This window comes from Streptomyces cacaoi, assembly GCF_006539165.1.
Taxonomy (GTDB): domain Bacteria; phylum Actinomycetota; class Actinomycetes; order Streptomycetales; family Streptomycetaceae; genus Streptomyces; species Streptomyces cacaoi.
The window spans coordinates 42,971-66,899 of the sequence record NZ_BJMM01000012.1 but is presented as its reverse complement, the minus strand read 5'-3'; the positions used below and the strand labels follow the sequence as shown (position 1 = coordinate 66,899).

22 protein-coding genes and 1 tRNA gene are annotated in these 23,929 nt (G+C 70.8%); 12 read left to right on the top strand and 11 right to left on the bottom strand.

Going from position 1 to position 23,929, the window contains the following annotated elements:
- The first annotated feature begins 79 nt into the window (after positions 1–79).
- The 3 genes from SCA03_RS37225 to SCA03_RS14125 are packed head-to-tail and all read left to right on the top strand — an operon-like array spanning position 80 to position 4,058.
- Positions 80–2,185, top strand: a complete 2,106-nt coding sequence (locus SCA03_RS37225) for a transcriptional regulator (protein ID WP_230988679.1) — start codon at positions 80–82, stop codon at positions 2,183–2,185.
- Positions 2,182–3,174, top strand: coding sequence for a hypothetical protein (locus SCA03_RS14130; protein WP_086814776.1), 993 nt, complete (start codon positions 2,182–2,184; stop codon positions 3,172–3,174). Before SCA03_RS37225 ends, SCA03_RS14130 begins: the two co-directional genes overlap by 4 nt.
- A complete protein-coding gene (locus tag SCA03_RS14125) occupies positions 3,171–4,058 on the top strand; it encodes a DUF6339 family protein (RefSeq protein ID WP_086814770.1) in 888 nt (295 codons plus the stop codon). The genes SCA03_RS14130 and SCA03_RS14125 overlap by 4 nt, the downstream gene beginning before the upstream one ends.
- Here SCA03_RS14125 and SCA03_RS14120 read toward each other — a convergent pair.
- The 4 genes from SCA03_RS14120 to SCA03_RS14105 form a co-directional block, all read right to left on the bottom strand.
- A complete protein-coding gene (locus SCA03_RS14120) occupies positions 4,027–5,340 on the bottom strand; it encodes a DNA cytosine methyltransferase (protein WP_086814769.1) in 1,314 nt (437 codons plus the stop codon). The genes SCA03_RS14125 and SCA03_RS14120 overlap by 32 nt on opposite strands.
- Before the next feature lie 624 nt (positions 5,341–5,964).
- Entirely contained in the window at positions 5,965–6,420 is a 456-nt protein-coding gene (locus SCA03_RS14115; protein WP_086814768.1) for a very short patch repair endonuclease, read from the bottom strand.
- A 215-nt stretch (positions 6,421–6,635) separates the two neighbouring features.
- Positions 6,636–6,709 (bottom strand) — tRNA-Pro (locus SCA03_RS14110).
- 238 nt (positions 6,710–6,947) lie between these two features.
- The gene (locus SCA03_RS14105) at positions 6,948–7,892 is read right to left on the bottom strand and encodes a metallophosphoesterase (protein ID WP_030883139.1); all 945 of its coding nucleotides are present in this window, start codon (positions 7,890–7,892) and stop codon (positions 6,948–6,950) included.
- A gap of 216 nt (positions 7,893–8,108) precedes the next feature.
- Here SCA03_RS14105 and SCA03_RS14100 point away from each other — a divergent pair, with 216 nt between their 5' ends.
- Positions 8,109–8,573 (top strand): GatB/YqeY domain-containing protein, encoded by a 465-nt coding sequence (locus SCA03_RS14100; RefSeq protein ID WP_086815083.1) that lies wholly within the window; start codon positions 8,109–8,111, stop codon positions 8,571–8,573.
- 516 nt (positions 8,574–9,089) lie between these two features.
- Here the strand turns inward: SCA03_RS14100 and SCA03_RS14095 are convergent.
- Positions 9,090–11,366, bottom strand: a complete 2,277-nt coding sequence (locus SCA03_RS14095) for a transglycosylase domain-containing protein (protein WP_086815084.1) — start codon at positions 11,364–11,366, stop codon at positions 9,090–9,092.
- Between the two features lie 516 nt (positions 11,367–11,882).
- Here SCA03_RS14095 and SCA03_RS14085 point away from each other — a divergent pair.
- A complete protein-coding gene (locus SCA03_RS14085) occupies positions 11,883–12,221 on the top strand; it encodes a WhiB family transcriptional regulator (protein WP_030883135.1) in 339 nt (112 codons plus the stop codon).
- A gap of 205 nt (positions 12,222–12,426) precedes the next feature.
- Here SCA03_RS14085 and bagB read toward each other — a convergent pair whose 3' ends face one another.
- Both bagB and bagA read right to left on the bottom strand, forming a co-directional pair.
- Entirely contained in the window at positions 12,427–14,028 is a 1,602-nt protein-coding gene (gene bagB, locus SCA03_RS14080; RefSeq protein WP_141275409.1) for an ATPase BagB, read from the bottom strand.
- A gap of 55 nt (positions 14,029–14,083) precedes the next feature.
- Complete coding sequence (gene bagA / locus SCA03_RS14075) at positions 14,084–15,133, bottom strand: ATPase BagA (RefSeq protein WP_078873364.1); 1,050 nt, start codon at positions 15,131–15,133, stop codon at positions 14,084–14,086.
- A 101-nt stretch (positions 15,134–15,234) separates the two neighbouring features.
- Here bagA and sp36 point away from each other — a divergent pair, with 101 nt between their 5' ends.
- The 4 genes from sp36 to SCA03_RS14055 all read left to right on the top strand — a co-directional run bounded on the left by sp36 (position 15,235) and on the right by SCA03_RS14055 (position 17,748).
- Positions 15,235–15,393 carry a Sp36 family protein gene (sp36, locus tag SCA03_RS14070; RefSeq protein ID WP_086817371.1) on the top strand — a complete coding sequence of 53 codons (159 nt, stop codon included), beginning with the start codon at positions 15,235–15,237 and terminating at the stop codon, positions 15,391–15,393.
- The gene (locus tag SCA03_RS14065; protein ID WP_086817373.1) at positions 15,390–15,854 is read left to right on the top strand and encodes a RidA family protein; all 465 of its coding nucleotides are present in this window, start codon (positions 15,390–15,392) and stop codon (positions 15,852–15,854) included. Before sp36 ends, SCA03_RS14065 begins: the two co-directional genes overlap by 4 nt.
- Positions 15,855–15,997: 143 nt before the next feature.
- Positions 15,998–16,924: an NUDIX hydrolase gene (locus tag SCA03_RS14060; protein WP_086817374.1), complete on the top strand. Its 927-nt coding sequence runs from the start codon at positions 15,998–16,000 to the stop codon at positions 16,922–16,924.
- Entirely contained in the window at positions 16,921–17,748 is an 828-nt protein-coding gene (locus SCA03_RS14055; RefSeq protein ID WP_030883130.1) for an MBL fold metallo-hydrolase, read from the top strand. Before SCA03_RS14060 ends, SCA03_RS14055 begins: the two co-directional genes overlap by 4 nt.
- Positions 17,749–18,003: 255 nt before the next feature.
- Here SCA03_RS14055 and SCA03_RS14050 read toward each other — a convergent pair whose 3' ends face one another.
- Complete coding sequence (locus SCA03_RS14050; protein WP_030883129.1) at positions 18,004–18,678, bottom strand: Crp/Fnr family transcriptional regulator; 675 nt, start codon at positions 18,676–18,678, stop codon at positions 18,004–18,006.
- 287 nt (positions 18,679–18,965) lie between these two features.
- On the opposite strand from SCA03_RS14050, the gene nth reads away from it, so the two are divergent.
- The 3 genes from nth (at position 18,966) to SCA03_RS14035 (ending at position 22,129) form a co-directional block, all read left to right on the top strand.
- Positions 18,966–20,132, top strand: coding sequence for an endonuclease III (nth, locus tag SCA03_RS14045; RefSeq protein WP_086817376.1), 1,167 nt, complete (start codon positions 18,966–18,968; stop codon positions 20,130–20,132).
- A complete protein-coding gene (locus tag SCA03_RS14040; RefSeq protein WP_086817378.1) occupies positions 20,129–20,833 on the top strand; it encodes an NUDIX hydrolase in 705 nt (234 codons plus the stop codon). Before nth ends, SCA03_RS14040 begins: the two co-directional genes overlap by 4 nt.
- A 96-nt stretch (positions 20,834–20,929) precedes the next feature.
- Positions 20,930–22,129, top strand: a complete 1,200-nt coding sequence (locus SCA03_RS14035; RefSeq protein WP_030883125.1) for a MarP family serine protease — start codon at positions 20,930–20,932, stop codon at positions 22,127–22,129.
- A gap of 20 nt (positions 22,130–22,149) precedes the next feature.
- Here SCA03_RS14035 and SCA03_RS14030 read toward each other — a convergent pair whose 3' ends face one another.
- The 3 genes from SCA03_RS14030 to SCA03_RS14020 all read right to left on the bottom strand — a co-directional run bounded on the left by SCA03_RS14030 (position 22,150) and on the right by SCA03_RS14020 (position 23,908).
- Complete coding sequence (locus SCA03_RS14030) at positions 22,150–22,335, bottom strand: hypothetical protein (protein ID WP_030883124.1); 186 nt, start codon at positions 22,333–22,335, stop codon at positions 22,150–22,152.
- A gap of 164 nt (positions 22,336–22,499) precedes the next feature.
- Entirely contained in the window at positions 22,500–23,435 is a 936-nt protein-coding gene (locus SCA03_RS14025; protein WP_030883123.1) for an alpha/beta fold hydrolase, read from the bottom strand.
- Positions 23,432–23,908: a phage holin family protein gene (locus tag SCA03_RS14020; protein ID WP_030883121.1), complete on the bottom strand. Its 477-nt coding sequence runs from the start codon at positions 23,906–23,908 to the stop codon at positions 23,432–23,434. The genes SCA03_RS14025 and SCA03_RS14020 overlap by 4 nt, the downstream gene beginning before the upstream one ends.
- Positions 23,909–23,929: the final 21 nt, after the last annotated feature.

Sequence of the window (23,929 nt, the reverse complement as noted above, 5' to 3'; positions counted from 1 at the left end):
TTGCGAGCAGGAAGTGGAGAGCAGTGCCGACGGAGAAGAGGGAGCGGTGACGTCGGTGAACATCGGGTTCGGTCGATGGATGGCCGAACGTATGCGAATCAGAGGGTGGGACGCGGTCGAGGCGGGGCGTCGGCTCGCAGTGCCACAGGCCACCGTCGAGGCCTGGCTGAACGGCAGCTCCGAACCCCCGCCTGAACTTCTCGCTCGGGCACAGGAGTGTCTTGAAGCCGAGTCGGGGGCGGACGGTTCCCGTGCCACTCCGGAGCAGCCGGCGAACGATATGAGTCAGGTCGTCTGGTACCACCGCCCCGGCCACGATGACGGAGGGCGTGAATTCGGAAACGCGGCTGCTTTCGCCTTCGAGGCGGACGTGGAAGTCCTCGCCCGCGAAGCGACACAGAACAGTCTCGACGAGCGCGTCAGATGTAACGACCGACCGGTCAGGGTTTCCTACACGCTGCACGAGCTGACAGGGGACTTCCTGACACGCTTCTGCGAAGCGATCCACTGGGACGATCTTCTCCCGCATTTCGAAGCGGCTGCTGCGCAGGACCAGAAGGTGGGCCGTGCCATCCGAGCAGGTCTGCGCGAGATGATGGACAAGGACCGGCTCGTTCTTCTCCGGGTGGATGACTACAACGCCAACGGGCTCACCGGTGACGACTACGAGGACGGTCGTTTCGCCGCAGTCGTCCGGCGCCAGCTCGACAGCCGAAAGTCGGACCTGATGGCCGGAGGGTCGTACGGCCTGGGCAAGGCCACGCTCTGGAGTACCAGCCGGTTGGGCCTCGTGCTCATCAATTCGACGCTCTGTGAGCCCCATGAAGGCCGGACGGAGCGTCGTTTCATCGGACGGCTGGACCTGCCCTGGCGAGAGGTGGCCGGCAAGAGGTATGCCGGCCCCGCTTGGCTGGGACGGCCCGATGACGAAGCCGGTAACGGTGAGGTCGCGCGTTCGTGGTGGGCCGACGAAGCGACGGCAGAGCTTCTCCACCTCACTCGTGGAACCGACGAACCCGGCACGTCGTTCCTGATCGTCGGGGCACACGACGTGGCCAGCCTCACCGAGGTCGGACAGGGCACGGAAGGGGATGCGGGGGACGACGAGGACAGCCTGGAACGTATGCACAGAAGGTTGGTGCAAGCGCTCGGACGGAACTTCTGGGCCGCCATGACGTCGGGAGGCGACCACCAGCCGTTGTTGGAGGCTTCGGTTCGGTCTTTGCGGAACGGAGCGGAATTCATCGCCGAGGAGAAGGTGGAGCCGGAGGTCCACCAGCCCGCACGGACGAGGGCGCTCCGGGCGTTCCTGTGCGGCACCACGGTGGACCGTATCACCGAGGAGGAACAGGTGGCATGCACCACTGTGCCGCTGAAAGTACCGGAGAAGGACGGAACCTCCGGAACCGCCGGTGAGCACCGGGCAGTACTCCTCGTCACGCGGGCCACGGACACCGACGGAAAGCCGAACAGGGTGACTGCGATGCGCGGTAACCGTATGACAGTCAAGGTGAGTCATGTGCCGGGCCTGCCCATCGGCACCAACCCGTTCCAAGCGGTCCTGCTCGCCGGCCTGGCTGCCGGGCCGGACGCTCCCTTCGCCGCAGAGGCGGAGGAATTCCTCCGTACTTCCGAACCGCCGGAACACAACAAGTGGGGACAGACCGAGGAACTGAGAATGCGCTATTCGCCCTCGGCACATCGGCGGATCGCCGCGCTCACGACCGAGACCAATCGGGCCGTCCACGCCCTCGTCGCGATTCGCCAGGAGAAGAAGCTCACGGGTGCCGGCAAGGTGAGCAGACGCCTCAAGGTGTCGGGCAAACCCTCCCCCAGAGCCGTGGGAGTGGCGGAGCGCCCGAGGATGGACGACCTGGAGGCTGTCGTCGACCCAACAGGAGCGTGGCGGATCACTGCTGAGGTCAGGCTTCCGCCACGGGCGGAGACCTGGCGCATGACGCCCGTCGCCAAACTCGAGGTCCGCTCCGGTCCCCGACCGGTGGTCGATTGGGCCGAACTTGTCGCCATCAGCCACTGCGAACTCGACGACGGGGTTCTGTGCTTCACACCGGGAAGCCGCCGGGCCGTGTTCCGGGGCGTCACCGATGTTTCGAGTCACCCTGTGCGTGCGGCACTGACCGGCCTCGTCGTCGAGTTGCAGGAGGGCAGGTGGGTCGGGGCATGAGGGCTTACCCGTACCCCCGATTGAGCGGGGCGGTGACGGCCAGGGTCACAGCCGTCCGTTTGCGCGGCCCCGGCGAACACCGCGAGCAGCTGGACGTCAGGGCCTGCTCGGCCGTCGAGCAGGTCGTGGCGCTCGGCAGGGCGGAGCGGGACGACTGGCGGACCGCCCGGATCGGACTTGCCGCCTCTGTACCCGCCCGGGAGATCCGGAGGAAGGGACATTGGTCCGATGTATCCGTCGTCGCGGTTCTGACAGAGGGAGCGACGAACGCGCGGAGTGTCGCGCGTCTGTCGCCGGCGCCCGGGAGCGAGGGGGACTGGGCCGGTGAGATCGAGCTGGATCGGGACGATCACCTGGATCGTGCGTCGCTCACCGTGCACGTGGTCGCCCGCGTCGAGGGGGTGGCCGGCAGGATCATCGCTTCGACCGAACAGGAGTGGATGATCGATATGACGGCCGACGCTCCGCTCCGGGCCCGTCAACTCGATGTACAGACCGTCAGTTTCACACGGGGTGCCGAGTGGCTGAGAGCATTCCGTGACGCACCGTGGGTTGTGGATGCATCGGGGCGCATGCCCAACGTTCGCCTGAACTCCGACTTCGAGGGACTCGCCGCGTTGATGGAGGGCCAGGGCTCGAAGGTGGAGAGAGTGGTCGGAGAAATGCTGTTGGCCCAGATCTGCGCTGACGTCTGGACTGCTGTTTTCCACACGGCGATCGGTGACTTGGAGGTCGAGGACGACGGGACACCGCTCTTCCCACCGGATTGGCGTGGTGCCGTTCTGCGCGAGATGCTTCCCGACATCTTTCCCGGGCGTTCGGCGGAAGACGCGCTACGAGAGGTGCATCTGCGGCGGATCGGTGAGGGAAGCTGGGCGGATCTGCAGCCGCGCATCCACTTGGCGGCCGCGCGCCGATCCGATGTGCCGAAAGCGTTGGCCACCACTGTGCGCGACATCGAACTACTCGAGCAGGAGATGCACGCGTGACCTCCCGTCCCGAACACCTGCCGGAGCACCTTGCCCTGCTGACCGATGCGCAGGCTGCGGAGTTCATCTCGGACGGGCTGCTCGAAGGACGTGAGGACGTCCCGTCCATCGCATTGAACAAGATCGCCGAGCCGCTGCCCGGAGACGAGACACGGTGGCAGCTACACCGTGTACGAGACCTGATCGACGATGCGCTCGGTGCAATCAGGGACGCGCGTCCGACGGCGGCCGACGCATGGTTGGCCCCGCGGCTGCACGAGACACTTCGGCTGACCCGCCGAGAAGCGTCCGAGAAACGGCTGTGGACTTACCTGGCCCTGGGTGTCGCCCCGGACTATGTCGTCTGGCGACACAGATCGGAGCCGAAGGGGCAAGGTCGGTACGGACGCGTGTCCAGGGGGAGATTCGTCGGCCCCCACTACACACAGGCCTTCGCTCGTCTCTGGTGGTCTGCCGAACTCTTCCGCGACGGCTCGGACTACCGGCCCGTGGTTGTCGCCTGCGGCAATCAGGACATGCTCAACTCCGCACTACGACTGGATGTCGTCGATCACCGTCCCACTGCACTGGCCCTCGTGCGGCTCCTGGAAAAGGGGACCGTGCGTACCGGACGAGAGGTCAACGCGCTCACCTCGGCCGTCAACGCGGCAGCGGCGACGTTGATGTACGACGTCATGGCTCCGGACGTCGAGCGGGACCGCGATGTCGTGCGCGATTGGATCAGGGCATCGGAGTCGGCTGTTCCCTCGCCCCGCAACGATCTGCCGGAGGGACCGGAAGAAGAGCGCGCCCCGGCTGATGCGGTGGACGTCCTGTCCTCGCTCTTCGAGGAGTTGTTCACCAACGCGCCGGTCAGGGGGAGGGCTTCCGCCGGGGGGGACTGATCTTGTGCGAATCCGGAGGACAACGGCTCTGATCCCCACACCCGAAGGCACGGAGCTGGTCCGTCGTGGCCCGGGGCACAGCAGGCCACGTGGTCGCGGCGGCAAGCTCGGCCGCAGACGGAGCGTTCCCTCGCAGCGCTTTGCTGAGTACATACATACCGAGCCGGGGAGGTACAGCATTGCCCACCTGCTGCGCCTGGTCGTTCCCCGACCAAGGGAAGTTGTGCGGAAAGGTCTGGAGCACTCCGGACTCGGGGATCGTGAAGCGATCGTATCGCTGGGCCTTGTACTCGGCTTGGTTTCTGTACACCCGGTTCCGTGAGACCTTCCCGGTGACCGTGAACGCAGGCTGGGAGGCGAGGCGACGGCCTCGCTTCTTCGGGTCGCCGCCGGAACCGTAGTTCGAGACCACGAAGAACTGCATCTTTCCGTCTTGCACGAGCCGGGACACATCCAGTGGGGACCCGTCCGACTTGCTCGCTGCATCGAGCGCCTGCGCCATGGAGACCCAAGGTCGCCGGGCACGAGGGATATCGGAATCGGGCAGGAGCCCGTCGGCATCGGTGGCCCCCTTGCCCCGGCGCAGTTCGAAGGGCAGGTGCGTCGTCTCGGGAGGTTCGACCGCGCCCTGGCCGGGGCGTCGGGCGACCAGGACAGCACGTGTCCGAGTCTGTGGTACACCGTACCGCTCCGTTTTCAACTTCCAGCAACTCGTCTCGTACTTGACACCGTTGAGCCTCCCTTCGCCTCCGCCGAGAAGTTCGGCGTACACCTCCCACAGAGGCATGACTGCCGGCACCTGCTCCAGGACGATCACCTTGTACGGGTCGCGGCCCTCCGTCTCGATCGCCTTGAGCAGCCAGCGGAGGGGTTCCAGAACGAGAGCGGTGCGTGGGTCGCCGAGAGCATGCAGGTCCTTGTCGACTTCGGCCTCGTCCTTGCCCTCCACAAGGCGATGGATGAACTCCTTCACTGTCTCCAGCGCTCGCCGTCCCGCTCCGTTGCCGGCGACGGAAAAGGACTGGCAGGGCGGCCCCCCCGTGAGCACCTCGACCGACGAGGGGATCTCGTGGAAGCGGGTCTCACGCATGACGCTGACATCGGCGTGAATAGTCGGCAGACCTGCTGCGTAGCGTGTCTCGCACGCGTTCCGGTCCCACTCGATCCCGATGCTGTCGTAGCCCAGGAAGTGCGCTGCCACATCGAGTCCGCCGGGGCCGGCGAAGAGGTCCAGTATGCGGACCCGGTCAAGATGAGGAACTCGTGTTCCAGGGCTGTTCATGGGGTTGAAGTGTAGCCGGCGGCAGGACGATGGGACTCAGGCGAGTCCGTACGGGCGGTCGGTCCGAGTACTTGGCCGACCGGGCTGTGCAGGGCCGTCCTCCTCTTCTTTCCGATGGATTCCCTGTCCGATGGACGGTCCCTCTGAGGAGCGGGCCGGCCTGCCACGATCGTGACCATTCGTGCTCTCCTGTCTCCGCGGTCCGGAGGCAGCCCGGGCAGCGGATGTCGCGGGAAAGGCTACTTCTACGGCTAGTCTGTAGGACGACCTTCTTCGGGCCTACCGCTACGAAGGTCACCTTTTGTGTCTGTGTCCTGCCCACGGTGGTTAGTGGGGCGCTGACCGCCCGAGTCCCCGACGGTGCCATGTGACCTCGACAGCGGAATCACAACACCTGCGGCTCTTCGTCTGCATGCGTGTTCCTCCCCTCTCCTACAGACCAGACATGTTCGTGGATTCTTCCGTCTGGAAGCGTTGTATACAGGGCAGGGAGCCGACGGGCCGCCCGTACGATCCGCTGCTCACCGTCTTCGACCGGGCTCGCCTCGACCCATGGCCAGTATTCGCCGTCAGAGGAACAGTCCGTCCGCCTCCGGGCGTGAGGCCGAAGAGCCGGTGGTCGGTTCACCGCCGCCTGCCCTGTCGCGGCTGCTGCACTCTGCCGGCCTGTTCTCGTTCGACAGCAGTAGCCACCTGACGCACGACGGTCGTCGGTGACTCGTGCTCCCAGAATCGCAGGACGGTCCACCCCTGGGACCTCAGATGGGCGTTCGTCTCTCGGTCCCGCTCCATGTTGCGGTCGAGCTTTCGCTGCCACCATTCCGCATTCGCTTTGGGGCTGGTGGCGTGCTCCGGGCAACCGTGCCAGAAACAGCCGTCGATGAGGACGGCCAGTCTCGCACGCGTGAAGGCAATGTCGATCTTGCGACGGTTCATACCGGGTACCGGGTAATGGACCCGGTAGCGGTACCCGGAAGCATGGAGGAGACGTCGCACAGCCCGTTCAGCGCCTGTGTCCTTGCTGCTCTGTCTGCTCATGCGGGCCGAGACGTCGGGGCTTGAGGGGGCTACTGTGCGCATTTTCCCAGTGTCCTACCGTCACATGTGCCAGTGTGCTGTTGTGGCCGATCATGCCTGGTGGAAGATGCACGGCCGAGTTCTCTGACCTCGACCGAGGCAGTTCTCCTCGGTCGATGAGAGGGCGGATGTCGCGGACAGCCCGACAAACCCCAGAAAAAAGCTGAGAGGCCTGTCCGACTTATGCGGACCAGGCCTCTCGCTCTGTGTTTCTCCAGTCGGGGTGGCGGGATTTGAACCCACGACCTCTTCGTCCCGAACGAAGCGCGCTGCCAAGCTGCGCTACACCCCGGAGCAACGACGACTACTTTAGCCCAGCTGAGCGCTGAGGCGAAATCCGGTTCCGGGGCCGCACCGGGGCCCGCTCCGCCGGAGCTGTGAGGCGGGCGTCTGTGCAGGTCAGAGGGGGAAGCCGGGCGGTCGCGGGGTGGGGCCGGCTCCGGGGTGGGAGTCGGCCCCGTGGGCGAGGTGGTGCCGGGGGAGCCTCGGGTGTGAGGCGGGTCTCACGGGGTGGCGGCCCGGGTGGAGGCTCAGTCCTCGCGGGGCATGAGGGTCAGCAGGGTCGCTTCCGGGGGGCAGGCGAAGCGGACCGGGGTGTAGCGGTTGGTGCCGCATCCGGCGCTGACGTGCAGGTACGACTGACGGCCGCCGGCGCGATGGGTGGAGAGGCCCTTGACGCGGTCGGTGTCGATGTCGCAGTTGGTCACGAGCGCTCCGTAGAACGGCACGCACAGCTGGCCGCCGTGAGTGTGCCCGGCGAGGACGAGCGGGTAGCCGTCGGCGGTGAACGCGTCGAGCACGCGCAGATACGGAGCGTGGACGACGGCGAGGGAGACATCGGCGTCGGTCTCCGGGCCGCCGGCGACCTCGCCGTAGCGGTCGCGCTTGATGTGCGGGTCGTCCAGGCCGGTCAGCGCGATCTCCTGGCCGCCGGGAAGCTTGATCCGGCCGCGGGTGTTGGACAGGCCGACCCAGCCGGCGGAGTCGAACGCGTCCCGCAGGTCCTCCCACGGGTTGTGGATGGCGCCGACGGCGGGCGGATTGCCGTTGAGCCCGTGCCGGCCGCTGGCCCGCTCCAGCAGGTACTTGGCCGGATTACGCAGCTTGGGGCCGTAGTAGTCGTTCGAACCGAAGACGTAGGCGCCCGGGAACTCCATCAACGGGCCCAGCGCGTCGAGGACTTCGGGCACGCCTTCCGGGTCGGAGAGGTTGTCCCCGGTGTTGATCACGAAGTCCGGCCGCAGCCCGGCGAGATCACGCAGCCAGCGCTGCTTCTTGCGCTGGCCGCCGACCATGTGGATGTCGGAGACCTGGAGCACGCGCAGCGGATGCATGCCGCGTGGCAGCACGGGCACGGAGACCCGTCGCAGTCGGAAGGAGCGGACCTCGATGCCGGCCGCGTACCCGACGCATGCCGCGCCGAGTGCCGTGATGCCTGCTGCTGTCTTCAGGGGAATGCGGTATCGCGCGCGCATGGGCCCATGGTCGCAGACTCGCCGCGATCACCGCATCGGATCGGACGCCCGGAGGACTCGAACCGGACGGCCGGAGGACCCGGGCCGGACGGCCGGAGGAACCGGGCCGGGCGCCCCGCGGAGCGGTCCCGCGACCCGGTGTGTGCGGTGGCGCCGGGGAACCCGGAGAGCGGAAACCCGGAGGGGCCTGTCGCCGGGTGCTGGCACACTGACCTCATGACCACGCTCAAGTCCCGGCTGCAGGACGACCTGACCGCAGCGATCAAGGAGCGCGACGAGCTGCGTTCCGCCACATTGCGGATGACCCTGTCCGCGATCACGAACGAGGAGGTCGCGGGCAAGAGCGCACGCGAGCTCTCCGACGACGAGGTGCAGCAGATCCTCGCCCGTGAGGCCAAGAAGCGCCGCGAGGCGGCCGAGGCGTTCGAGAACGGCGGCCGTACGGAGCAGGCGGAGCGTGAGCGTGCCGAGGGCGAGGTGCTCGCGGACTATCTGCCGAAGCCGCTGACGGACGAGGAGCTGGAGGCGCTGGTCGCCGAGGCGGTCGCGGAGGCGAGGGCGTCCGGTGCGGAGGGCCCCCGCGCGATGGGCGCGGTCATGAAGATCGTGAACCCGAAGGTGGCCGGCCGTGCGGAGGGTGGCCGGGTGGCCGCGGCGGTGAAGAAGCAGCTGGCGGGCTGAGCCCGGCCCGGCGGAGCGACTGCCGGGCCGATGCCGTGCCGGGTGGGGCCCACGAGTCGGCCCCGCCCCTGGGGTCCCGCCGGTCAACTCGTGCCGCGCGCCTTCCGGTTCGGCTGCGCCGAGGGCTCCCGGGCGGCGTTCCAGCGTGCCGGGACCTGCGGCCTCGGTGCGTTGGGGCCCACGACCTCAGCGTGCTGGCGTCTGCCACTTCGGTGCGTTGGAGCCCATGACCTGGCGCGTTGGAGCCCGCACCTCAGCTGTGTTCGGCCCGCACAAGGGCCAACGGCTGCTGGGCGCTACGACTCCCCGGGCCTGCCTGGCCTGTCGGGTCCGCCGGGCGGTGAACTGCCGTGCGGGCCGCGGGAGTCGGTCGGCGCGCGAGGCACACGGGCCGGGCCGGCCGCGCAGGCGCAGCCGTCACGGTGCGCCGTGAAGACAACGACATCGACACAGCGCAAGGGGCGCATCCCGGGTGGGATGCGCCCCTGTTGTGTGGGAGGGCGGTGAGGGCCGGGCTCACGGCCAGCCGTCGCCCCAGTCGCCTCCGCCGTCTCCCCAGCCGCCGTGGCCACCGCCGGGCCAGTCGCCGCCGCCGTTGCCACCGCCGTTGCCCCCGCCGCCGATGATGTCCGGGGGCACATCGGGCAGGTGATCGTCCGGCTTGTCGTCACCGTGATCGTTCCCGTGGTCGCCGCCCCCGTTGTCGTGCCGGGGCGGCTTCGGGTGTTTGGGGCGCTTCTTGTCGGGGTCCTTGATGCGGACGTGGTGGAACTCGGGTGCGGGCTTGTCCGAGAGGGCCCCGCTCATCGCGTCGCGCCAGATGGGTCCGGGGACCTCGCCGCCGAAGACCTTGTCGTAGGTGCGGCCGCCGATGGAGATGTTGGTCATCTGGGTGCGGTGTGCGGGGTCGCCGACCCAGACGGCGCCGGACATGTTCGGGGTGTAGCCCACGAACCAGGCCGCGTAGCGCTGGTCGGTCGTACCCGTCTTGCCCGCGCTGTCCCGGCCGTCGAGCCCGGCCTTCTGTCCGGTGCCGTCCTCGACGACGCCGCGGAGCAGCGCGTTGACGGTGTCCGCGGTCTTGGCGGACATCGCGCGCTCGCACTTCGTCTTCGGCACCGGCAGCTTCTTGCTGTGCGAGTCGGTGATCGATTCGATGGCGACGGGGGTGCAGTGCACACCGCGGTTGGCGAAGGTCGCGTAGCCCTCGGCCATGGTCAGCGGGGACATCTCCTGGGTGCCGAGGGAGATCGACGGCACCTGGTCGATCTTCTTGCCGTCGGCGCGGGCGATGCCCATCTTGTCGGCCATGGTGGTCACGGGGCAGATCCCGGTCTCGCTTATCAGGGAGACGAAGTAGGTGTTGACCGACTTCGCGGTCGCCTCCTTCATCCGGTACGGCCCGACCTCGCTCTCGTTCTCGTTCTCGACGGGCGCCTTGCCGCTCCACTTGCCCTTGCAGGTGTCGACGGGCGAGGGGTACTGCATGCGGTACGGCGAGGGGTACTTCTTGTACGGGCTCATGCCCTTCTCCAGCGCCGCGGCCGCGATCACCGGCTTGAAGGTGGAGCCCGGCTGGTATCCGGCGCCGCCGCCCATGTCCTTGTCGACGGAGAGGTTGATCTGCGTCTCGTCCTCGCCGAAGCCGTAGGGCCGGGACTGGCCCATGCCCAGGATCCTGCCGGTGCCGGGCTCGACGATCGAGACGGCCGTCGCGACCTTGTCGGACTTGTTGACGTGCTGCTGGACGGACGCCTGCACGGATTCCTGCGCCTTGGGGTCCAGCGTCGTCTTGATGGTCAGGCCGCCCTGGTTCCAGCGCTTGGCGCGGGCCTTGCGGGTCTTGCCGAAGGCGGGGTCGGTGAGGAAGACCTCGCGGACGTAGTCGCAGAAGAAGCCGGCGCCCTTCTCGGCGGTGATGCAGCCGTTCCGGGGTCGGCTGATCTTGAGGTCGATCGGCTGCTTCTTCGCTTCCGCCGCCTGGGCGCGGGTGACGTCGTGGTGCACGGCCATCCGGTCCAGCACGGTGTCGCGGCGCTTCTTGGCCTGCTCGGGGTTGCTGACCGGGTCGTAGCGGGTGGGCGACTGGACGATGCCGGCGAGCATCGCCGACTCGGCCAGCGACAGGTCCTTGGCCGGCTTGGAGAAGTACCGCTGGGCCGCCGCCTCGACGCCGTACGCCTGCTGCCCGAAGAACGTGATGTTGAGGTAGTTCTCCAGGATCTTCTTCTTGCCCAGCTCTTCCTCGACCTGGATCGCGTACTTGAGTTCCTTGATCTTGCGGCCGATCGTCTGCTGGGTGGCGAGCGCGACCTTCTCGCGGTCGTTCCCGGCCTCCTCGACGAAGACGTTCTTCACGTACTGCTGGGTGAGCGTGGAGGCGCCCTGGGAGACCTCGCCGGACTGTGCGTTGCGGTTCACCGCCCGCAGCACGCCCTTGAGGTCGACGGCGCCGTGCTCGTAGAAGCGGGCGTCCTCGATGGCGACGATCGCCTTGCGCATGTAGGGCGAGATGTCCTTGAGGTCGACGACCGTCCGGTCCCGTGAGTAGACCTTGGCGATCTCGCCGCCGTTGGCGTCCAGGATGGTCGTGCGCTGACTCAGCGGAGGACGCTTGAGGTTCACGGGGAGCTCGTCGAAGCCTTCGACCGTGCCCTTGGTCGCGAGGCCGAGCGAGCCGACGGCCGGGAGCGCGAGCCCGGCCATCACCGCCCCCGCCAGCACACTGACGCCGATGAACTTGGCGACCTGCTGGGGGAGGGACTGCCCTCGGCCCGCGCGCTTCTTAGCCATGGGGAAGAGCCTACGACGGGTGCACCCGCACAGGGCCGTGGGGAAGCGTGGCAATCGCCGGACACGGGCGCGGGGCTTCACTTAAGCTGAGGCGCGCTCCCGGTCTCACTCGCGTCACACCGGTAGCTCCGGCCCCTTCCTCCCCTTTCTCCCCCGTGCTCCGCCTCACTCGTGTGAGTGGCCTTGCCCGCCTGGTAAGCCGTCATATGCCGGAGGTAGTCGCCGCGCAGGTGCCGAGGAGAGTGCGCCACGGCCCGCGCGGGCCGGTGCGCGGACACCGGCGGCCGGAGCGGGCCCCGGCTCCCCGCCCGGAAGACCCGGAAAGGTCCTGGTTGTCGGCGGCTCACTCCGTTGGGTGATCTGCCGCGTACGCATAGTCCGTTCGGGCCATTCAAGATTGGGCCCGAAGGGGGTGTTGTGCCTTTCCTGCCTTCCGTAACGTCCTCAACTGGCAACGGTGAATATGCCGTTCGCCGCCGTGGGGGAGCCTCGATTCGGGAGAGGACGGCACCGGCAATGAGCTGGGTGACAGACTGGAGTACGCAGGCGGCCTGCCGCACGACGGATCCGGACGAGCTGTTCGTCCAGGGGGCGGCGCAGAACCGCGCCAAGGTCGTGTGCACCGGATGCCCGGTGCGGACGGAGTGCCTGGCCGACGCTCTGGACAACCGTGTGGAGTTCGGCGTCTGGGGCGGGATGACCGAGCGCGAGCGCAGAGCACTGCTGCGGCGCCGGCCGACGGTCACGTCCTGGCGGCGCCTGCTGGAGACGGCGCGCTCCGAGTACGAGCGCAGCACGGGCGGAATGCTGCCCGTCGAGATGGAGCCCGAGCAGGACTACGCCGCGGCGGGCTAGGGCGAGCCGGGCGGACCGCCGAGGCGGCCGCGTCCGCACCCCCGGGCCGGGAGCATCGCCCCTGCCCGGTCGTTCCCCGTGCCGTCGGGTACGTGACGCCCGCCGGATACGCCGTGCAGGACCGGCGCCGGGTCATCGGCTGCCGGCGCGCGCGCCGTGTTCGCCCGCTCGGTGTGTTGAGCGCGGTCGGTGTGTTCCGGCGTGCTCAGCCCGTGTGCACGCGCCCCCGCGCCAGGCGTTCCCCTATCGCGCGCAGCCCGTCGAGGTCGTGGACGTCGCCGGGGAGCGCGCCGACCTCGGCCACCGGAACCTCCGGGTGGAGAGCCGTGAAGCGCTCCCTGGTGCGCTGTTCACGGTCCTGGAGCCGCATGCGTTCGGCGTGCAGCCGCAGCAGGCCGGCCGTCAGCAGGGCGTCGGCCTCGTCGTCGTTCCCGTCGTCTGTTCCGCCGGCGGGAGCGACAGCGTCCGTTTCAGCGGCGGGAGCGTCGGGGCCGTCCGCGCTGTGGGCGCTGCGGGTCCGGTCCGCGTGCCCGGCCTCGTCGGCGTGTGCGGGCGGCGCCGCCGGCTCGTCCGTGAGCGTGCCGGGCTTCGTCCCCGGGGCCGTCGGAGTCCTCTGACTCCTCGCAGACCGTGCAGAACTCGCAGTTTCCGCAGCCCTCGCAGAGGTGTCCGGGGAAGTGCCGTGGGGTGCCGCGGGGGTGACGGCGGTGCCCTCGGGGAGGTGTTCGGGGCCGGCCGGGGGAGGGGCCGGGCATCCTTTCTGACTGTTCCCCGCGCCGTGATCGACAATGCCGGCCCCGGCAAGATTTTCGGCGGCCTCCAGGGCCCGTTCGGCGCCGAGCCGGGCGGCCCCGCTGGTGTGCACCCGGTTGAGGACGAGCCCCGCGAGCGGCATCCGGTCGGCGCCGAGCCGCTCCACGAAGTAGGCGGCCTCGCGCAGCGCGTCCCGCTCGGGCGCCGCGACGACGAGGAACGCCGTGCCGGGCGCCTGGAGCAGCCGGTAGGTGGCGTCGGCGCGGGTGCGGAAGCCGCCGAACATGGTGTCCATGGCGGCGACGAAGGTCTGCACATCGCGCAGGAGCCCGGCGCCGAGCAGCTTGTCGAGGGCGCCGGTGAACATCGACAGCCCGGCCATGCCGAGGTTGACGACCTTCATCCCGGCCCGGCCGCCGACCTTGGCCGGGGCCGTCAGCAGCTTGATGAACCGTCCGTCCAGGAAGGAACCGAGCCGCTTGGGCGCGTCCAGGAAGTCCAGCGCGGAGCGGGAGGGCGGGGTGTCGACGACGATGAGGTCCCAGTCGTCCTCGGCCCGCAGCTGGCCGAGTTTCTCCATCGCCATGTACTCCTGCGTACCGGCGAATCCCGCGGACAGCGACTGGTAGAAGGGGTTCGCCAGGATCGCCTTCGCCCGCTCCGGATCCGCGTGCGCCTCGACGATCTCGTCGAACGTGCGCTTCATGTCCAGCATCATGGCGTGCAGTTCGCCGCCCGCCGAGCCGTCCACCCCGGGCACCCGGCGCGGGGTGTTGTCCAGTTCGGTCAGCCCCATGGACTGGGCGAGGCGCCGGGCCGGGTCGATGGTGAGGACGACGGTCCTGCGGCCCCGCTCGGCGGCCCGGACGCCGAGCGCCGCGGCCGTCGTCGTCTTGCCGACCCCGCCCGAGCCGCAGCACACGACGATGCGGGTGTGCGGATCGTCGAGGAGCGGATCGATCTCCAGCACATCCGCCGTCGGCGGCCCCGGCTCCGTCCCGCCGGGGTCCGGCCGCTGCCGGTCGGCCGTGTCCGTGGCCGCTGCCTCGCTCATGGCTGCTGCCTCCCCTTTTCCGGTGACGGGGGTCTGTGCGCCGGTGACGGAGACCTCACGGGTGCGTTCCGTGCGGCCGGGTCCGCTGGGCCGGCGGCGTCCGGCGGTCCGGGCGTGCCTGCTGTGCGGACAGCTCGTCGAGCGCGGCACGCAGCCGGCGGGCCAGCCGGTACAGGCCGGCCAGCTCGACTCCGCCGCTCAGCAGGCCGAGTTCGAGCAACGGCAGCTGCTGCCGGTGCAGTTCGTCGCGCAGCCCGCGCTCCAGGACGAGGCGTTCCGCGTGCTCGCGGCCCTCGTCCAGCAGCGGCGCGACGAGCCGTTCGGCCCGGCCGCCGCGGCGTGCCCCGCCCAGCCCGGCGCGGGCGAGCGCCCGGGCGATGCCGTCGTGCCGCGCCCCGGCGGTCGTCAGCTGCTCCTCGCCGGGCAGCCGGGGGCGCACCTGGTTGACGACGATGTTGCCGACCGGCAGCCCGGCGGCGCGCAGTTCGGCGATGCCGTCCACGGTCTCCTGGACCGGCATCTCCTCCAGGAGCGTCACCAGGTGCACCGCCGTCTCCGGCGACTTCAGCACGCGCATCACGGCCTGGGCCTGGTGGTGGACGGGGCCGACCTTCGCCAGGCCGGCCACCTCCTCGTTGACGCCGAGGAAGCGGGTGATGCGTCCGGTGGGCGGTGCGTCCATGACGACGGCGTCGTAGACGGGCCGCTGCTGCTTGTCCCGGCGGCGGACCGCCTCGCAGGTCTTGCCCGTCAGCAGTACGTCCCGCAGCCCGGGCGCGATGGTGGTGGCGAAGTCGACGGCGCCCAGCCGCTTGAGGGCGCGTCCGGCGCTGCCCAGCTTGTAGAACATCTGGAGGTAGTCCAGGAGCGCCCGTTCGGCGTCGACCGCCAGCGCGTACACCTCGCCGCCGCCGTGCGTCACGGCGATCTTGCGTTCCTCGTACGGCAGCGGTTCCGTCTCGAAGAGCTGCGCGATGCCCTGCCGGCCCTCGACCTCGACCAGCAGGGTGCGGCGCCCGCCCTCGGCCAGCGCCAGCGCCAGCGCGGCGGCGACGGTCGTCTTGCCGGTCCCGCCCTTGCCGGTCACCACGTGAAGCCTGCTCACGGCTGGGAGCCTAACCAGCCTGCGGCAGGCGTACGCGTGGGGCTCCGGGCGACCGCGACGGGGGCGCCGGCGGGCCCGGGCCAGCCGTTAGGGTCTCTCCCATGACGAAGTGGGAATACGCGACGGTGCCGCTGCTCGTGCACGCGACGAAGCAGATCCTGGACACCTGGGGCGAGGACGGCTGGGAGCTGGTGCAGGTCGTGCCGGGCCCGAACCCCGAGCAGCTGGTGGCCTATCTGAAGCGGGAGAAGGAAGCGTGAGCGCCGTCGAGGACCGGCTGGCCGGGCTGGGGCTGACCCTGCCCGCGACGGCCACACCCGCCGGCGCCTATGTGCCGGCCGTCCCGAGCGGCAGCCATGTCTTCACCTCGGGCCAGCTGCCGCTGGTGGAGGGCGCGCTGCCGAAGACGGGCAAGGTCGGTGCCGAGGTCACGCCGGACGAGGCCAAGGAGTTGGCGCGTACGGCGGCGCTGAACGCGCTGGCGGCCGTCAAGTCCGTCGCGGGTGATCTGGACCGGATCGTCCGCGTGGTCAAGGTCACCGGATTCGTCGCCTCCGCACCGGACTTCACCGGGCAGCCGGGCGTCATCAACGGTGCGAGCGAACTGCTGGGCGAGGCGCTGGGCGACAACGGCGTGCACGCGCGCAGCGCGGTCGGTGTGGCCGTCCTGCCGCTGGACTCGCCCGTCGAGGTCGAGATCCAGGTCGAACTGGCCGACTGAGCGCCGTGGAGGGGCCGTGCGGGATCTCCGCGCGGCCCGGCACGGTCCGGGAGGTGCCCCGGCCCGCGGTGGCGTGCCGGAACGGGGCCTCGCTTCTGGAACGACCCCTCGAACGTGCGGACGGAGAGCCGTAGCATCCGCCCATGTCGTCGTCGCACACCAGCCGGAACGGTCAGTGGTATCCCCCCGAGTGGCCGGAGCGCATCCGTGCCCTGGCCGCCGGGGAGCTGACGCCCGTCACCCCGCGCACGGCCGCGACGGTCATGCTGCTGCGGGACCCCGAGCACGAGGCCGACGGTGCTGCCGGGCCCGGCGGTGCCGCCGAGGCCGCCCGGTCCAAGGGGCCTGTCGTGCACATGTTGCGCCGCCGCGCCTCCATGGCGTTCGCCGGCGGCGCCTACGCGTACCCCGGCGGCTCCGTCGATCCCCGGGACGCCCGCCCCCTCGCCTCCGCCGGGCCGACCGGAGCACAGTGGGCCGAGCGCCTCGGCACCGACCCGGACACCGCGCGCGCCGTCGTGTGCGCCGCCGTACGCGAGACCTTCGAGGAGTCCGGAGTGCTGCTCGCCGGCCCGGACGCCTCGACCGTCGTCGCCGATGTCACCGGCGCCGACTGGGAGGCCGACCGGGCCGCGCTCGTCGCCCGCGAGCTGTCCTTCGCCGACTTCCTGGAGCGGCGCGGGCTCGTCCTGCGCGACGATCTGCTCGGCGCCTGGGCCCGCTGGATCACCCCCGAGTTCGAGGAACGGCGCTACGACACCTTCTTCTTCGTCGCCGTCCTGCCACGCGGCCAGCGCACCCGCAACGCCTCCACCGAGGCCGACCGCACCGTCTGGGTCCACCCGCGGGACGCCGCCGAGGGCTACGACAAGGGCGAGCTGCTGATGATGCCGCCCACCATCGCGACCCTGCGCCGGCTCGCCCAGTACCCGACGGCCGAGGCCGCGCTGGCCGCCGCACCCGGCGAGGACCTCACCCCCGTCCTCGCCCGGGCCCGCCTGGAGGGCGACGCGCTGGTGCTCAGCTGGCCGGGGCACGACGAGTTCACCAAGAGGATCGAGAGGTCATGACGGACGCAGCAGCGCTCCCCGGACAGCCCCGCGGCGTGGTCGAGGGCCCGGCCACCGCCCGCGCCCACTGCGTGCTGGCGCCCAACCCCTCGCCGATGACGCTGGACGGCACCAACACCTGGATCGTCGCCGAGCCGGACGCCGCCACGGCCGTCGTCATCGACCCGGGGCCGCTGGACGAGGGCCATCTGCGCCGCGTCGTCGACACCGTCGAACAGGCGGGCATGCGCGTCGCGCTCACCCTGCTCACCCACGGCCACGCCGACCACTCGGCCGGCGCCGCCCGGTTCGCCGAGCTGACCGGCACGGCCGTGCGGGCCCTCGACCCGGCGCTGCGGCTCGGCGACGAGGGCCTGGGCGAGGGCGACGTCGTCACCACCGGCGGCCTGGAGCTGCGTGTCGTGCCGACGCCCGGGCACACCTCGGACTCGCTCAGCTTCCATCTGCCGGCGGACGCCGCCGTGCTCTCCGGCGACACGGTGCTGGGCCGCGGCACCACCGTCGTCGCCCACCCGGACGGCAACCTCGGCCACTACCTCGACTCGCTGCGCCGGCTGCGCTCGCTGACGTCCGACGACGGCGTCACCCGGGTGCTGCCCGGGCACGGCCCGGTGCTGGACGACGCACAGGGCGCCCTGGACTTCTATCTGGAGCACCGCGCGAGCCGGCTCGCGCAGGTGGAGCAGGCGGTGCGGGAGGGCCACCGGACGGCGTCCGAGGTCGTCGCGCACGTGTACGCGGACGTGGACCGCTCGCTGTGGCCCGCGGCCGAGCTGTCCGTCCGCGCGCAGCTCGATCACCTCAAGGAGCGCGGCGCGCTCTGACGTCCGCGCCGGGGCGCGAAGCCGCGCAGGGGGCGCCCACGCGGAGGAAGGCGCCCTGTCCGGCCGGGACGCGGCCCTGGCGGCGCCGGGGCGGTCGAGCGCGGCCGAGGCGGCCGAGCGGCCGGGACAGGGGCGGCAGGGCGGCGGCCGGGCCCGGAACGCGCGAGGGGCGCCCTCCGGGCAGAGCCGTGGAGAGCGCCCCTCGCGGCACGGAACCGATGCCGTTCCCGTGCGTCCGGCGGGCGGTGTGCGGCGTCAGCGCGAGCGCTTCGCCAGCCGCTCGATGTCCAGCAGGATGACGGCGCGGGCCTCCAGCCGGAGCCAGCCACGCCCCGCGAAGTCGGCGAGCGCCTTGTTGACCGTCTCCCGGGAGGCGCCCACGAGCTGGGCCAGCTCCTCCTGCGTGAGGTCGTGCACGACGTGGATGCCCTCCTCCGACTGCACGCCGAAGCGGCGGGAGAGATCCAGCAGCTGCTTGGCGACGCGGCCGGGCACATCGGAGAAGACCAGGTCCGACATGGAGTCGTTGGTGCGGCGCAGCCGGCGCGCGATGGCCCGCAGCAGCGCGGTGGCCACCTCGGGACGGGCGTTGAGCCAGGGCTGGAGGTCGCCGTGGCCCAGGCCGAGGAGCTTCACCTCGGTCAGCGCGGAGGCCGTGGCCGTGCGCGGGCCCGGGTCGAACAGGGACAGCTCACCGATCAGCTCGCCCGGGCCCAGCACGGCGAGCATGTTCTCCCGGCCGTCCGGCGAGGTGCGGTGCAGCTTGACCTTGCCTTCGGTCACCACATACAGGCGGTCGCCCGGGTCTCCCTCGTGGAAGAGGGCCTCGCCGCGTGCCAGCGTCGTCTCTGTCATGGAAGCACGCAGCTCAGCGGCCTGCTCCTCATCGAGCGCCGCGAAGAGCGGGGCGCGCCGCAGAACGTCGTCCACGAGTTCTCTCCTTGTCGACCGGCCCATCGGATCCGTGGATCCCATGATGCCGGACGGTGAAACAGTGCGATCAGTCACAGCAATCAGTCACAAGTTTGACGCACGCACACCGTAGCCCCCAAGGCAGGGGCGGACAGCCGCGGGAATCGGCTGCGTGCGGGGCGAACGTCGGCGCTCCCCCTTAGTCTGGCCGAGTGTCCAGTACCCCGGGAAAGCCCAAGGGAAGCGGCCCCGGGAAGAACCGAAGTGAGGGGGCCGCGCGGGTGACGGCTACGGAGGATTCCGCTGTGGGCGAACAGGCGACGGGGAGGCGGGCCACGGCCCCCGGGGAATCCGGCGCACAGGACGGCGGATCCCGGGCCGAGGCCGCTCCCGCGGGCAAGAAGACCGCGGCGAAGAAGACCGCGGCGAAGAAGACCGCCGCCGAGAAGACGTCGGCCGAGAAGACCGCGGCCAAGAAGACCACCGCCGAGAAGAGCGTGGCCAAGAAGGCCGGGGCGGCCAGGAAGACGTCGGCCGAGAAGACGTCGGCGGGCAGGAGCGCCGCCAAGAAGACGGCCGGGAAAGCCGCCGGGAAGACGGCCGGGAAGACGGCTGCGAAGGCTGCTCCGGCCAAGAAGGCGGCGGTTGGCCGGAAATCGGCTTCCGCGGGCGGGCCGGCGGCCGGTGAGTCCCGGGCGGCCAGGGCACGCCGTGCGGAGCGGATCAACGAGGCGCTCGCCGAGGTCTACTACTACGCGCACCCCGAGCTGGACTTCGAGAACCCCTTCGAACTGCTCGTCGCCACCGTGCTGTCGGCGCAGACCACCGATCTGCGCGTGAACCAGACGACGCCCGCGCTGTTCGCCGCGTACCCGACGCCCGAGGACATGGCGGCCGCCGACCCCGAGCAGCTGGAGGAGCTGATCCGGCCCACGGGCTTCTTCCGCTCCAAGGCGAAGTCCCTGCTGGGGCTGTCCGCCGCGCTGCGTGACGAGTTCGGCGGCGAGGTGCCGCGCACCGTGGACGAGCTGGTGACGCTGCCGGGGGTGGGCCGCAAGACGGCCTTCGTCGTGCTCGGCAACGCCTACGGGGTGCCGGGCCTGACCGTCGACACGCACTTCGGCCGCCTCGTGCGCCGCTGGCATCTCACGGACGAGACGGACGCGGTGAAGGTCGAGCGGGAGATCGACGCGCTGCTGCCGAAGAGCGAGTGGACGATGTTCTCGCACCGCACGATCTTCCACGGCCGGCGTATCTGCCACTCCCGCAAACCGGCCTGCGGCGCCTGCCCCATCGCCGAGCTGTGCCCCTCGTACGGCGAGGGCGAGACGGACCCGGAGAAGGCGAAGAAGCTGCTCAAGTACGAGATGGGCGGCCGGCCGGGGCAGCGGCTGAAGCCTCCGGCCGACTACCCGGGGCAGCCGGCGCCGCCGCTGCCCTCCCGGGACCCGGCCGACGGAGCCGCCCGGTGACGCACGCCCGTTCCCGGCACGACGGCGCCTCCGCCTCCGTCGAGGTGAGCGAGGAGGGGCTGCCCGGCTGGCTGCTGCCGGTGCGGGACGCGGCGCGGACGGTCCGGCCCGAACAGCTGAGCAGCTTTCTGCCGCCGCCCGACGGCGCGGGGCGCCCCTCGGCCGTGCTGGTCCTGTTCGGCGAGGGCCGGCAGGGTCCCGAACTGCTGCTGATGGAGCGCGCCTCCAGCCTGCGCTCGCACGCCGGTCAGCCCTCGTTCCCGGGCGGTGCGCTCGATCCGGAGGACGGGGATCCGCTCGGCGACGGCAGGATCCGGGCCGCGCTGCGCGAGGCCGAGGAGGAGACGGGCCTCGACCCCACCGGCGTCCAGGTGTTCGCCGTGCTGCCGAGTCTGTACATCCCGGTGAGCCGGTTCGTCGTCACGCCGGTGCTGGGCTGGTGGCGCCGCCGCACCCCGGTCGCGCCGGTGGATCCGGCCGAGACCGCACGGGTGTTCACCGTGCCGGTGGCCGAGCTGACGGACCCGGCCAACCGTGCGACGGCCGTGCACCCGCGGGGCCACACGGGCCCGGCCTTCCTGGTCGGTTCCGCGCTGGTCTGGGGTTTCACCGCGGGAGTGATCGACCGGATCCTGCACTACTCCGGCTGGGAACAGCCCTGGGACCGCGAACGCCGGGTCTCGCTCGACTGGCACACATGAGACGGTATCTCTCCGTCGTCCCCGGGGGTCGGTCACGGACGGGACGGCGTGCGACCGACGCTGACCGACAGGTGGACCCGAGGCGAGGCTGATTCGGTGAACGTGCTGGACGTACTGCTGGTGCTCGCGGCCGTGTGGTTCGCGATCGTCGGATACCGGCAGGGCTTCGTCGTCGGCATCCTCTCGGTGATCGGGTTCCTGGGCGGCGGACTCGTCGCCCTGCTGGTGCTGCCCCTGCTGTGGGACGAGCTGACCGACGACGCCCAGCCGGGCACACTGGGCGCGGTGGGCGCCGTCGCCGTCGTCATCGTGTGCGCCTCCGTCGGCCAGGCGGCGACCACACATCTGGGCAACCGGGTGCGCCGGCACATCACCTGGTCACCGGCGCGGGCCCTGGACGCCGGCGGCGGTGCGGTCGTCAACGTGCTGGCGATGCTGGTCGTGGCGTGGCTGATCGGCTCGGCGCTGGCCCAGACGACGCTGCCGACCCTGGGCAGGGAGGTCCGCGGCTCCAAGGTGCTGCTCGGCGTCTCCCAGGTGATGCCCCAGCAGGCGGGCGGCTGGTTCGCCGACTTCTCCTCGGTGCTGGCCAAGAACGGCTATCCGCAGGTGTTCTCGCCGTTCTCGGACGAGCCGATCCGCAACGTCTCGCCGCCCGACCCGAAGCTGGCCGGCAGCCCGGTGCCGCAGCGGGCCAAGCGCAGCATCGTCAAGGTCCTGGGCACGGCGCCGAGCTGTGCCAAGGAACTGGAGGGCACCGGCTTCGTCTTCGCCCGGGACCGGGTGATGACCAACGCGCACGTCGTCGGCGGGGTGCACGAGCCGACGGTGCAGATCGGCGGCGAGGGCCGCCGCTACGACGCCCGGGTCGTGCGCTACGACTGGAAGCGCGACATCGCCGTGCTGCACGTCCCCGGGCTGGACGCGCCGGCGCTGCGCTTCAGCGAGCGGCCGGCCGCCAGCGGGGACGGCGCCATCGTGGCCGGCTTCCCGGAGAACGGCGCGTTCGATGTGCGCTCGGCGCGGGTGCGCGGCCGTATCCAGGCCAACGGCCCGGACATCTACCACCGCGGCTCCGTGAACCGGAACGTCTACTCCCTGTACGCGACCATCCGGCAGGGCAACTCCGGCGGCCCGCTGCTCACTCCGGACGGCCGCGTCTACGGGGTGATCTTCGCCAGGTCCCTGGACGACCGGGACACCGGCTACGCGCTCAGCGTCGACGAGGTGCGCGAGGACATCCGCAAGGGCCGCACGGCGGTGCGCCAGGCGGACACCCAGGGCTGCGCGATGTGAACCGGGCCGGGCCCGTCCGCTCAGGGCCGGGTGTGCCGCAGCCTGGCCCCGACCCAGCGCGCCCGCCGGCGCAGCAGATGCGGAATGCCCGGCTCGGGGGCGTCGCCGTGCATCCGGGCCGCGAGGCGGGCCGAGCCCGGCGTACGCGGGGCCTTCGGATGACTGCGATTACGTGCCACGTCACGGAAGTCGTGCGTCCAGCCCATACCCCGGTCCTTGCCCCTGGCCCATGGTCAGTAATCGCCCCTGGTTCGCTCAATCGGCCTATGCGGCGGGCATGTGTGCGGGCGTCGGCGGGCGGGCGGCGCGGGCCTCGGGGCCGGGCGGCGGCGGGCCAGGACGGTCCGCCGCGCCTGCCGTCGGGCGGGGCTCAGCGGTCGGGCTCGGGGTCGCCCAGCCAGTGCACGAGTTCGGTGCTGAACGCCACCGGGTCCTCCTCGTGCGGCCAGTGCCCGAGACCGTCGAACAGCCGCCAGCGGTAGGGGGCTTCGACGTACGCGCCGGAGCCGGCCGCGCTCCGGATACGCATCACCGGATCGAGCGAGCCGTGCAGATGGAGCGTCGGGACGCGCACGGGCCGCTTCATCCGCCGGTAGAACTGCACACCGTCCGGCCGCGCCATGGAGCGCACCATCCAGCGGTACGGCTCGATCGAGCAGTGCGCGGTCGACGGGATGCAGATGGCCCGCCGGTAGTTCTCGACGGCGGCGTCCTCGTCCGGCCCGGAGAGCTTGGGCCCGGCCCAGTCGCGGATGAGACGGCCCACCAGGGCGCCGTCCTCGGCGACGAGTTGACGCTCCGGCACCCAGGGCCGCTGGAAGCCCAGGATGTGGGAGCCGGCGGCGGTCTGCCGCGGATCGGCCAGCATCGCGGCCCGCCACCGGCGCGGGTGCGGCATGGAGGAGACGACGAGCCGGCGGATCAGTTTCGGCCGCATCACGGCGGCCGTCCAGGCCAGATAGCCCCCCAGGTCGTGCCCGACGAGCGCCGCGTCCGGCTCGCCCAGCGAGCGGATGACGCCGGTGACATCGAGGGCGAGGTTGGCCGGATCGTAGCCGCGCGGGGTGCGGTCGCTGCCGCCGACGCCGCGCAGATCCATGGCCACGGCACGGTAGCCCGCCTCGGCCAGCGCGGGCAGTTGGTACCGCCAGGTCCACCAGTACTGCGGGAAGCCGTGCAGCAGGAGAACCAGCGGGCCCTCGCCCATCTCGGCGATGTGGAACCGTGCGCCGTTGGCGGCCACGTCCCGGTGTGTCCACGGGCCGTCGACGCGGACGATCGCCGCCGGGCTCTCTGCGAATGTCATACCGCCGAGCGTGTCACATGCTCCTGCGGCGTGTTCCCGCTCCCGCTCTTCCCCTCGGCTTCCGTACGCGGGTGCGGACGCGCGTGCGAGAGCACGGCGGCGGTCTGCTTGGCCGAGGCGATCGACTTCTGCGGGCCCTTGCTCTTGGAGATCTTCTTGAACTTCATGGCGGCCAGGCCCAGCAGGATCAGCGCGAGCACGATGTAGGCCCCGCCGACGATGAGGAACGACCAGGCCAGACCGAGGCCGAGGTTGTGGATCCCGTAGGCCGCGGCGAAGCTCAGCACAGGCAGCGCGAACAGCAGGAACACCCCGGCGACGATGGCCGCCCCGCTGCCCAGCACACCGCGCTTCACGTCCTGCCGGAGCTCGGCCTTGGCCAGTGCGATCTCGTCGTGCACCAGCGCGGACATCTCCGCGGTCGCCGCCGCGACCAGCTGTCCGAGGCTGCGGCCGTCGTCGGCTGCGCTCATCCCTGTGTCTCCCTCGAAGTC

What these genes read in the sequence shown, in the direction of transcription:
- SCA03_RS37225 (WP_230988679.1), top strand. Translation starts at nt 80, where the DNA reads ATGGCCGAACGTATGCGAATCAGAGGGTGGGACGCGGTCGAGGCGGGG.
- SCA03_RS14130 (WP_086814776.1), top strand. Translation starts at nt 2,182, where the DNA reads ATGAGGGCTTACCCGTACCCCCGATTGAGCGGGGCGGTGACGGCCAGG.
- SCA03_RS14120 (WP_086814769.1), bottom strand. Translation starts at nt 5,340, where the DNA reads ATGAACAGCCCTGGAACACGAGTTCCTCATCTTGACCGGGTCCGCATA.
- SCA03_RS14115 (WP_086814768.1), bottom strand. Translation starts at nt 6,420, where the DNA reads ATGCGCACAGTAGCCCCCTCAAGCCCCGACGTCTCGGCCCGCATGAGC.
- SCA03_RS14105 (WP_030883139.1), bottom strand. Translation starts at nt 7,892, where the DNA reads ATGCGCGCGCGATACCGCATTCCCCTGAAGACAGCAGCAGGCATCACG.
- SCA03_RS14100 (WP_086815083.1), top strand. Translation starts at nt 8,109, where the DNA reads ATGACCACGCTCAAGTCCCGGCTGCAGGACGACCTGACCGCAGCGATC.
- SCA03_RS14095 (WP_086815084.1), bottom strand. Translation starts at nt 11,366, where the DNA reads ATGGCTAAGAAGCGCGCGGGCCGAGGGCAGTCCCTCCCCCAGCAGGTC.
- SCA03_RS14085 (WP_030883135.1), top strand. Translation starts at nt 11,883, where the DNA reads ATGAGCTGGGTGACAGACTGGAGTACGCAGGCGGCCTGCCGCACGACG.
- bagB (WP_141275409.1), bottom strand. Translation starts at nt 14,028, where the DNA reads ATGAGCGAGGCAGCGGCCACGGACACGGCCGACCGGCAGCGGCCGGAC.
- sp36 (WP_086817371.1), top strand. Translation starts at nt 15,235, where the DNA reads ATGACGAAGTGGGAATACGCGACGGTGCCGCTGCTCGTGCACGCGACG.
- SCA03_RS14060 (WP_086817374.1), top strand. Translation starts at nt 15,998, where the DNA reads ATGTCGTCGTCGCACACCAGCCGGAACGGTCAGTGGTATCCCCCCGAG.
- SCA03_RS14055 (WP_030883130.1), top strand. Translation starts at nt 16,921, where the DNA reads ATGACGGACGCAGCAGCGCTCCCCGGACAGCCCCGCGGCGTGGTCGAG.
- SCA03_RS14030 (WP_030883124.1), bottom strand. Translation starts at nt 22,335, where the DNA reads ATGGGCTGGACGCACGACTTCCGTGACGTGGCACGTAATCGCAGTCAT.
- SCA03_RS14025 (WP_030883123.1), bottom strand. Translation starts at nt 23,435, where the DNA reads ATGACATTCGCAGAGAGCCCGGCGGCGATCGTCCGCGTCGACGGCCCG.
- SCA03_RS14020 (WP_030883121.1), bottom strand. Translation starts at nt 23,908, where the DNA reads ATGAGCGCAGCCGACGACGGCCGCAGCCTCGGACAGCTGGTCGCGGCG.